We start from the raw sequence: 8,637 nt of genomic DNA, 5'->3' as shown, positions 1-8,637 counted from the left end.
GAGGTGTTGAGGTTCGGGCAGATCTCCGGGAAGACGCAGGACGGCCGCCGGCACGCCGCCTCGACCTTCGGATCCTTGCACGCCATCCGGTACATGTTGGCCGTGGGGCCGCCGATGTCGGAGATCACGCCGGTGAAGCCCGGCGTCTTGTCGCGGATCTTCTCGATCTCACGCAGGATCGAGCCTTCCGAGCGGTTCTGGATGATGCGGCCCTCGTGCTCGGTGATCGAGCAGAAGGTGCAGCCGCCGAAGCAGCCGCGCATGATCGTGACCGAGAACTTGATCATGTCCCAGGCGGGGATTTTTGCTTCGCCATAGGACGGATGCGGCGCGCGCGCATAGGGCAGGTCGTAGACCGCGTCCATCTCGTCGCTGGTCAGCGGGATCGGCGGCGGGTTGAGCCAGAGATCGCGATCGCCGTGACGCTGCACCAGCGGGCGGGCATTGCCGGGATTGCTTTCACGATGCAGCACGCGCGAGGCGCGCGCATAGGCTTCCTTGTCCTGCTCGACTTGCTCCAGCGCCGGCAGCCGGATGACGGTCRCACCCTTCTGGCGCGTTGCGCCCTCGTCGGCGGAATCGAGATCGTCGGCGTGCAGTTCGCTGTAGTCCTCCGGGACGCGGCGGAACAGCGCGACGCCCCTGATGTCGCTGAGCTCGCGCGGTGCTTCGCCGGCGGCAAGACGGTTGGCCACCTCGACGACGGCACGCTCGGCATTGCCATAGAGCAGCAGGTCCGCCTTGGCGTCGGCCAGCACCGAGCGGCGCACCTTGTCGGACCAGTAATCGTAATGTGCGATCCGGCGCAGCGAGGCCTCGATGCCGCCGAGCACGATCGGGACATCCTTGAACGCCTCGCGGCAGCGCTGCGCGTAGACGACGGTGCAGCGGTCCGGCCGCTTGCCGCCTTCGCCGCCGGCCGTATAGGCGTCGTCGCTGCGGATGCGCCGGTCCGCGGTGTAGCGGTTCACCATGGAGTCCATGTTGCCGCCGGTGACGCCGAAAAACACTTTTGGCTTGCCGAGCGCCTTGAACGGATCGGCCGAATGCCAGTCGGGCTGGGAGATGATGCCGACCCGAAAGCCCTGCGCCTCCAGCAGCCGGCCGATGATGGCCATGCCAAAACTCGGATGGTCGACATAGGCATCGCCTGTCACCAGCACGATGTCGCAGGCATCCCAGCCGAGCGCGTCCATCTCGGCGCGGCTCATGGGAAGGAACGGCGCCGGCTTGCGCGGGCGCGCCTGCGCCATCAGGGGCTTTTCGGCGGTGATGATCTGGATGTCCATGGCGCCTACGCATAGGACTCCGGGCGTACGAATACAACCGACGGACGCGTGAAGATTTGCGGTTCCGCCAGGGGCTATCCGGCTTGCGGGAGTGCGTTAACCGTTCGCGAACCCTTGCCGGACCTCGGCAGTCGTGGCCGGCTCGCCGCCATGCTGGCGGACCATCCGCACGGCATTCCCGACGAGGCGGAGATTGGTCACCGTCGAGCCCGGCAGCGCCGCCTCGATCCAGACCTTGCGCAAGGCGAGCATCGCCTCGCCGCCCGGAACAGTGCGCGTGCCGCATATGCATATGAGCGATCCGTCTTCCGGGTTCTCACCGCGGCCGACATCGGATATCCGATTGCTCCATGGGCAAGGAAATTTCCGACGGCGGTGACGACGCCGGTGCGGCGCCGTCCACCGAGGCCTGGCTCGGTGCGGTTGCGCTGATCGGCTTCATCCTGGTGGCGACCGCGCAGGCCTCAAATCAGATTCTGGCGCGGGGCCTCGCGGGCTCCGTCCCGCCCTTCGCGCTCGCCTTCTTCCGCTGGAGCATCGTTGCCATCGGGCTCGCGCCGATCGCGTTCGCCGAAATCCGCGCCGGCCGCGTGCCACTTGGCAAGAACATCTGGCCGATCCTCGCCGCCGGCTTCATGGGCATGTTCCTCTGCGGCGGCCCGGTCTATGCCGCGGGCATCTCGACGACGGCGATCCACATCGCGTTGATCATGGCGCTGTCGCCGGTCACGGTGCTGATGATCTCTGCGGTGCTCGGCATCGAGCAGGTCGGCCCGCTGCAATGGCTCGGCACGGCGCTTGCGCTCRCCGGCGCCTTGCTCATCATCTCCGGCGGTCATCCGGAGACCTTGTTCGCACTGGAGACCGCAGCGGGCGACGGCCTGGTCGTGATCGCGATGCTCGGCTGGTCCGGCTACACGCTGCTGCAATCGCGCGCGGCGCCCAAGGCGTCGCTGCTGGCGCGCATGAGCCTGTTCGCAGGCGCCGGCGCGCTGTTCTCGCTGCCGCAGGCGCTGATCGAGATGTGGACCACGCCGGCGCAGGTCTTCAGCACGAAAGCGGTGTCGGCTTACGTCTTCGCCGGGATCGTTCCCGGGCTRCTCGCCTATGCCGGCTTTGCCTGGCTCGGCGGCAAATTCGGTTCGGTCCGAACCTCGCTTGTGCTTTATCTCGGACCGATCGCGAGCGCCCTTCTGTCGTTCGCAATTCTCGGTGAACCGCCAAAACTGATCCATCTGTTCGGCGGTGTGCTGATCCTCGGCGGGGTCTGGGCGAGCCTGCGCAAATAGTTCCATTGATCGGAGTTGTGGTTCATCCGCAGGAACCAACCGCCTCCGCGAACATTCTGATCAAGGGACCGGTGCGAGCCATGCTCGCGCGCGCCCCGACCATCCCGGCGCCAGTGCCGTAACCGGATTTTGCCTCGACGCTTCGTTTCGGGGCGATGGGGGACTTGTGAGTACGGTCATAGAGAACTTGTTGTCACGGAAGCAGAAGCTTGTGGAACAGCTCGAGAAGGCGCAGTCGGTCGACGATCGCGACAAGATCGAGCACCAGCTCGAACAGATCAACACCGCGCTGGATTTTCTGGACAGGCCGGGATCGAAGGACGCGGGGTAGTAGCGCTCAGTCCACCTTCAGCGCCTCCACTATCAAGGCCTCCACTTTCAAGGCCTTGGCATAGGCCAGGCCGGAATTGGTGATGTGCGTCGTCATCAGCGCTTCGAACGCCGCGAACTCGCCGCGCGCGAACAGATCGAGCAGCTTGCGATGCTCGTCGAAGGACGAGCGGGTGCGCACGTCGATCGGCGACGTCAGGTTGGTGCGCAGCGCGGCGACGCGGCCCGAGACGAGCTGGTAGGATTCGATGAGATAGCGGTTGCCGCAATGCGCGAACAACCCTTCGTGAAAGCTCGCATCGGCGCGGCCATAGGCGATGTTGTCCTTCGCCGCGATCGCCGGCTCCATCGCCGCGATTGCCTCGCTCATCGTCGCAATTGCGCCGTCGCGATCGTGACGAAACGCGAGCTCGGCGGCCTTGGGCTCGAGCGCGATCCGGAAGGTGCAGAGCGCAGTGATGTCCTCCGCGCTCGGCGTGAACACGAAGCTGCCGACCTGCGGCCGGATCACGACCAGCCCCTGCGCCTGCAACTGGCCCATCGCCTCGCGCACCGGCGTGCGGCTGACGCCGAAGGAATTCGCCACCATCTCCTCGGAGATGGCGGCGCCGAGCGCGAACTCGCCGTCGATGATGGCCTGGCGCAGCCGCAGCACCACCCGCTGCGACAGCGATTTCGGCGTATCGAGCTTGAGCGATCGCATCTGCTGTCTCAGATCACCTTGCCGGGATTGAGCAGGTGATCGGGGTCGAGCGCGGCCTTCAGCGTCCGCATCAACGCGATCTCGGCTTCGCTCCTGGCATGGCCCAGCCACTTCTTCTTCAGCGTGCCGATGCCGTGCTCGGCGGAGACGCTGCCGCCCAGCTCGCGCACCAGACCGTAGATGATCGCGTCCATCTCTTCCTTCGGCTGCTGCTCGACGGAAAGACCGGTGACCCAGGACACGAGATGCAGATTGCCGTCGCCGATATGGCCGTAATAGACGCTCTCGCACCCCTTGATGCCGGAGGCCAACGCGGCCTTGCAGCGCGTGACGAATTCGTCCATGCGCGCCACCGCAAGCCCGATGTCGTAGGAGATGTGCGGGCCCAGCACCTGGCCGAACTCGGCGCAGATGTCGCGCACGCGCCAGAACGCCTGCGTCTGCGCCAGCGATTGCGCCACGGCGGCATCTGCGAGCAGCCCGCGCTCCATCAGCTCTTCGAGCCAGGCCTGGAAACGCGGTGCATCCAGGCTCTCGTCGGTGCCTTGGGCCTCGACGAGCACGTAGAGACCGTGGCCTGCGGCGACCGGCGGCTTCACGCCGGCGCGATTCGTGATCACGTCCCAGTAATCCGGCCACATCACCTCGAAGGCCGACAGCAGCGGGCCGAGCCCGCTGCGCGCGGCACCGAGCAAGTCGATCACCGCGGCATAGTCCTTCAGCGCGCACAGCGCCGCCATGGTCGAGCGCGGTTTCGGGAACAGCCGCAACACCACGCGGGTGATGATGCCGAGCGTGCCTTCGGAGCCGATGAAGAGATGCTTGAGGTCATAGCCCGCGTTGTTCTTCATCAGCTTGTTGAGGCTGGTGATGATGGTGCCGTCGGGCAGCACCACCTCCAGGCCGAGCACCAGTTCGCGCGTCATGCCGTAGCGGATCACGCGGTTGCCGCCGGCATTGGTGGAGAGATTGCCGCCGATCGCGCAGGAGCCGCGCGAGCCGAGGTCGAGCGGAAAGAAGAAACCGGCTTCGTCCGCGGCCTTCTGGATCGTCTCCAGCGGCGTGCCCGATTTCACCGTCATCGTCATTGACGCCCGATCGATCTCCTCGATGCCGGTCATGCGCTCGAGCGAGATCGCGACCCAGCCTGCTTCGGGCGATGCGCCGCGGCACAGCCCGGTCAATCCACCCTGCGGCACGAAGGGCAGTCGCGCCTGCCGGCAGGTCCCAATCGCATCGGCAACGCCTTGCGCATCGACCGGTCGGATCACCGCAAGCGGCGCTTGTGGCAGGCTCGCGCTCCAGTCGTTGCAATTGCGCGCCGGCACGTCGGTGCCAACAAGCACGGCGGCCGCGCCGAGCTTGTCGCGCAAGGCGCCGAGCAACTGATCGGGACGCTCAATGGGGCTCACCATGTTCATGCGAGACCTCCTCGGAATCTGGCTGCGTCTCATGCGCGCCGTGATGGTGGAAAGGATTTGCGTCCGCCTTGTATGTAAGGTACAACATAAAAAGTAAAGCAAAAACAAGGCTCGGAAGGCTTCCTAAGATCGTTCGAGATCAGGGGTTTAGTCCGGGACCGCAGCTAATGGGTGGTGAGATGACGGAGGCAATTCGCGGGTTCTGGGTGGCGTCGGCGACGCCGCTGGCGACGGATGGCAGCGTGGACTCCGCCAAGCTCGCCGCCCACGCTAGGCAGCTCTTCAGTAAGGGCGTCGATGGCGTCGTGCTGTTCGGCACCACCGGCGAGGGCACCTCCTTCAATGTCACCGAGCGTGTCGCGACCATCGAGGCCGTGCTCAAGGCCGGCGTCGCGCCTGAGCGGATCGGCATCGGCGGCGGCTTTCCCGCCATCACCGACAGCATCGCGCTGACGCGCACCGTGCTCGGCCTCGGCCTGCGCCACGTGCTGTATCTGCCGCCCTATTTCGACCGTGGTGTCACGCCCGAAGGCATCGAGGATGCTTTTGCTGCGATCATCGACGGCGTCGCCGACGATCGCCTGCGCGCCTCGCTCTATCACATCCCGCAGGTCTCCGGCGTTGCGATCCCGACCGGTGTCGCGGCAAACTTGCGCAAGCGTTACGGCGAGGTGGTTGCGGGCCTGAAGGACTCCAGCGGCGACTTCAAGCAGTTCCAGGCGTTCCGTAGTGCTGCTCCCGATCTCGCCATCACCGTCGGCAACGAAGCCGACATCACCCGCGCGATCGCCGCCGGCGGCGCCGGCACCATCTGCGGCATGGCCAACGTCGTGCCCGAGCTGGTCAAGGGCATGGTTGATGGCAAGGACGTCGAGGCGCGCATGCAAGCCGCGACCGATGTCGTGCTGAACACGCCGTCGTTCCTTGCGACGCTGAAGGCAATCCTCGCCGCACAGACGGGCGACGCGGGCTGGCTGCGCGTGCGCCCGCCATTCCGTGCCTCGTCCGATGGCGCAGCGCTCAAGCGAAAGATTGACGAGCTGATTGCTCCTGCCATCGCGTGAGATGCGAAACTTTCGTGACACGTTGTCGCGAATTCGCGTGCAGCGTGTTGCGATCCCTGCGACGTCAATCGGTAATTGCCGCTTAGTGCGCTGATGCGCTTAGAACGATTCAACACTAGAGCGATTCAAGCTCGCCTACGGTTCTCTTCGATCCCGCCGACTGTTACAGGCGCACACTTCAATGTTCTTGACTTGAAGTGGAATGAAAGTGCGTGCCCCCGTGGATGGCCAACGCGTCAGCGGCCATCGTCATCATGCCGGCAAGAGCCATGCAGGTCTTCTCCTCGGCGCAGCGGTGCTGCTCGTCGAATCCCCCTCGAACACGACGACCGCGCAGGCGCAGTCAGCGCTGCCGCCGGTGACAGTGGAAGCGCCGGTGCAGCGGCCGAAACCGGCCCGCGCATCCGAATCGCCCCAGCGCCGGACGCAAGCCGCCGCGCGCCAGCGCAGCCGGAATGCCGCCACACCAGCAGCACCGACAATATCGGAACGTGCAGCAGCGGCGGCCGCCGCGCAGCAGGCTGCCAAGCTCGGTTACCGCGCGATGCCGAGTTCGACCACGCTGCGCAGCGGCGCATCGCCCCTCGATACCTCGCAGGCGGTCAACGTCGTGCCTGAGCAGGTGTTGAAGGACCAGCTCCCGCGGAACATCGACGATGCGCTCATCAATGTCTCCGGCATCACCCAGACCAACACGCTCGCCGGCAGCCAGGACGCGGTGATCCGCCGCGGCTTCGGCGATAATCGTGATGGTTCGATCATGCGCAACGGCATGCCGCTGGTGCAGGGCCGCAGCTTCAATCCCGCGGTCGAAAGCGTCGAGGTGCTGAAGGGGCCGGCCTCGCTGCTCTACGGCATCATGGATCCCGGCGGCATCGTCAACACCATCAGCAAGCGGCCGGAGCTCTATCAGCACGGCTCGGTCACGCTGCTCGGCTCGACATTCAGTGCCTCGAAAACCGGCGCCGACGGCCTGCTCGATGTTACCGGTCCGATCGGCGATCAGGGCCTTGCCTATCGCTTCATCGGCTACGGCGTCAGCGAGGATTACTGGCGCAATTTCGGCCGTCACCGCGAGATGCTGGTCGCACCGTCGCTGGCCTGGTACGGCCAGGACACCACGGTCCAGCTCAACTACGAGCATCGCGAGTTCATCTATCCGTTCGATCGCGGCACGGCGTTCAATCCGGTGACGAAAGCGCCGCTGGCGGTTCCCGCCGACCGCCGGCTCGACGAACCTTTCAACAACACATGGGGCACGTCGGACCTGTTGCAGGCCTCGGTCGAGCACCGCTTCAACCAGGACTGGAAGCTCTACGCTGGCTACAGCTACAACACCGAGACCTTCAGCGCCAACCAGCTCCGCATCACCGGCATCAACTTCACGACCGGTGCGGAGACGCGCAGCAATGACGGCACGCGCGGCTCGCTCAGCAATGTCAGCTACGGAACATCCTACGTCTCGGGCAGCTTCTGGCTCGGCAACATGCGCAACGAGGTGGTGTTCGGCGGCGACGGCCAGTATCGCACCATCTACCGCGATAGCCTGATCCGGCAAGCAACGCCCGCCATCAACATCTACAATCCGGTCTATGGGTTGGTCGGGCCGGGCACGACCGTGGTGCCCGGTGACAGCGCCCAGACCGACAAGCTCGGACAGTGGTCGCTGTTCGTCCAGGATACGCTGCATTTGACCGAGCGGTTCGCGCTGGTCGGCGGCGCGCGCTACATGGACTACGATCAGATCGCCGGGCGCGGGAAGGCACTGTTCTACACCAATACCAACGTGTCCCAGGACAAGGTGCTTCCCCTCGGCGGCGCCATCTTCAAGCTGACCGACGAGATCTCGCTGTATGTGAGCTACACCGAATCGCTGAAGCCCAACTCGACCATCGCGCCGATCGGCATCGTGATCGATTCCAATGTCGCGCCCGAAGAAGGCGTGTCATACGAGACCGGCGTGAAGTTCGATCTGAACAAGCGTATCTCCGGTACGCTGGCGCTCTACGATCTCGACAAGAAGAACGTGCAGACGACGAAGACGAACAGCGCTGGCGTGGTGGAACTCCATACCGTCGGCCGCGCCCGCTCGCGCGGCGTCGAGCTGGACGTGACCGGCAGGCTCACCGACAGTTGGGCCCTGATCGGCAGCTATGGCTATACCGACGCGCGGGTGACGGCATCCGAAGATCGGTCGCTCTACGGCATGAAGCTGCAGAACGTCGCGCTGAACACGGCCTCGCTCTATCTGGTCTACGACTTCGGCACGGCTCTGCCGGGACAGCTCCGCCTCGGCGGCGGCGCGCGCTATGTCGGCGATCGTCCCGGTGATGCGATCAACAGCTTCTTCTTGCCGTCCTATGTGGTCGCCGATATTTTCGCGACCTATGAGACGAAATACCAGAACACGCCGGTGATCTATCAGCTCAACGTCAAAAACCTGTTCGACACCGTCTATTATCCCTCCGCCGTCAACAATCTGAACGTCGCGATCGGCGATGCGCGCCGCGTGTCGCTGTCGGCAACGGTGAAGTTCTAGCG

General features: G+C 65.0%; 8 protein-coding genes. 4 read left to right on the top strand and 4 right to left on the bottom strand.

Annotation, left to right across the window (positions count from 1 at the left end; all coding sequences use genetic code 11):
• Window positions 1-1,289 (bottom strand): YgiQ family radical SAM protein (locus tag AB4Z51_RS36175; protein WP_441498993.1); only part of this gene is annotated, 1,289 nt, incomplete at its 3' end.
• 96 nt (window positions 1,290-1,385) lie between these two features.
• Window positions 1,386-1,541 carry a 3-keto-5-aminohexanoate cleavage protein gene (locus tag AB4Z51_RS36170; protein WP_161495788.1) on the bottom strand — a complete coding sequence of 52 codons (156 nt, stop codon included), beginning with the start codon at window positions 1,539-1,541 and terminating at the stop codon, window positions 1,386-1,388.
• Between the two features lie 98 nt (window positions 1,542-1,639).
• On the opposite strand from AB4Z51_RS36170, the gene AB4Z51_RS36165 reads away from it, so the two are divergent.
• Together AB4Z51_RS36165 and AB4Z51_RS36160 are read left to right on the top strand one after the other, a co-directional pair.
• On the top strand, window positions 1,640-2,578 hold the full coding sequence (locus AB4Z51_RS36165) for a DMT family transporter (RefSeq protein ID WP_441498992.1): 939 nt from the start codon (window positions 1,640-1,642) through the stop codon (window positions 2,576-2,578).
• Window positions 2,579-2,768: 190 nt separating this feature from the next.
• Window positions 2,769-2,909, top strand: a complete 141-nt coding sequence (locus tag AB4Z51_RS36160) for a hypothetical protein (protein ID WP_162131457.1) — start codon at window positions 2,769-2,771, stop codon at window positions 2,907-2,909.
• 6 nt (window positions 2,910-2,915) lie between these two features.
• Here AB4Z51_RS36160 and AB4Z51_RS36155 read toward each other — a convergent pair whose 3' ends face one another.
• Window positions 2,916-3,611 (bottom strand): GntR family transcriptional regulator, encoded by a 696-nt coding sequence (locus AB4Z51_RS36155; RefSeq protein ID WP_085400014.1) that lies wholly within the window; start codon window positions 3,609-3,611, stop codon window positions 2,916-2,918.
• Window positions 3,612-3,619: 8 nt separating this feature from the next.
• On the bottom strand, window positions 3,620-5,032 hold the full coding sequence (locus tag AB4Z51_RS36150) for an FAD-binding oxidoreductase (protein ID WP_085400016.1): 1,413 nt from the start codon (window positions 5,030-5,032) through the stop codon (window positions 3,620-3,622).
• A gap of 179 nt (window positions 5,033-5,211) precedes the next feature.
• Here AB4Z51_RS36150 and AB4Z51_RS36145 point away from each other — a divergent pair, with 179 nt between their 5' ends.
• Both AB4Z51_RS36145 and AB4Z51_RS36140 read left to right on the top strand, forming a co-directional pair.
• Complete coding sequence (locus AB4Z51_RS36145; RefSeq protein WP_085400057.1) at window positions 5,212-6,096, top strand: dihydrodipicolinate synthase family protein; 885 nt, start codon at window positions 5,212-5,214, stop codon at window positions 6,094-6,096.
• Window positions 6,097-6,298: 202 nt separating this feature from the next.
• The gene (locus AB4Z51_RS36140) at window positions 6,299-8,635 is read left to right on the top strand and encodes a TonB-dependent siderophore receptor (RefSeq protein ID WP_441498991.1); all 2,337 of its coding nucleotides are present in this window, start codon (window positions 6,299-6,301) and stop codon (window positions 8,633-8,635) included.
• Window positions 8,636-8,637: the final 2 nt, after the last annotated feature.

Source organism: Bradyrhizobium sp. 2TAF36 (assembly GCF_052114925.1).
GTDB classification, from domain to species: Bacteria; Pseudomonadota; Alphaproteobacteria; order Rhizobiales; family Xanthobacteraceae; genus Bradyrhizobium; species Bradyrhizobium barranii.
This window is presented reverse-complemented; position numbering and strand designations above follow the sequence as displayed.

Bases quoted from the DNA above. Each gene is read 5' to 3' on its own strand.
- AB4Z51_RS36145 (WP_085400057.1), top strand. From the start codon at position 5,212: ATGACGGAGGCAATTCGCGGGTTCTGGGTGGCGTCGGCGACGCCGCTG.
- AB4Z51_RS36155 (WP_085400014.1), bottom strand. From the start codon at position 3,611: ATGCGATCGCTCAAGCTCGATACGCCGAAATCGCTGTCGCAGCGGGTG.
- AB4Z51_RS36170 (WP_161495788.1), bottom strand. From the start codon at position 1,541: ATGCTCGCCTTGCGCAAGGTCTGGATCGAGGCGGCGCTGCCGGGCTCG.
- AB4Z51_RS36150 (WP_085400016.1), bottom strand. From the start codon at position 5,032: ATGAACATGGTGAGCCCCATTGAGCGTCCCGATCAGTTGCTCGGCGCC.
- AB4Z51_RS36140 (WP_441498991.1), top strand. From the start codon at position 6,299: ATGAAAGTGCGTGCCCCCGTGGATGGCCAACGCGTCAGCGGCCATCGT.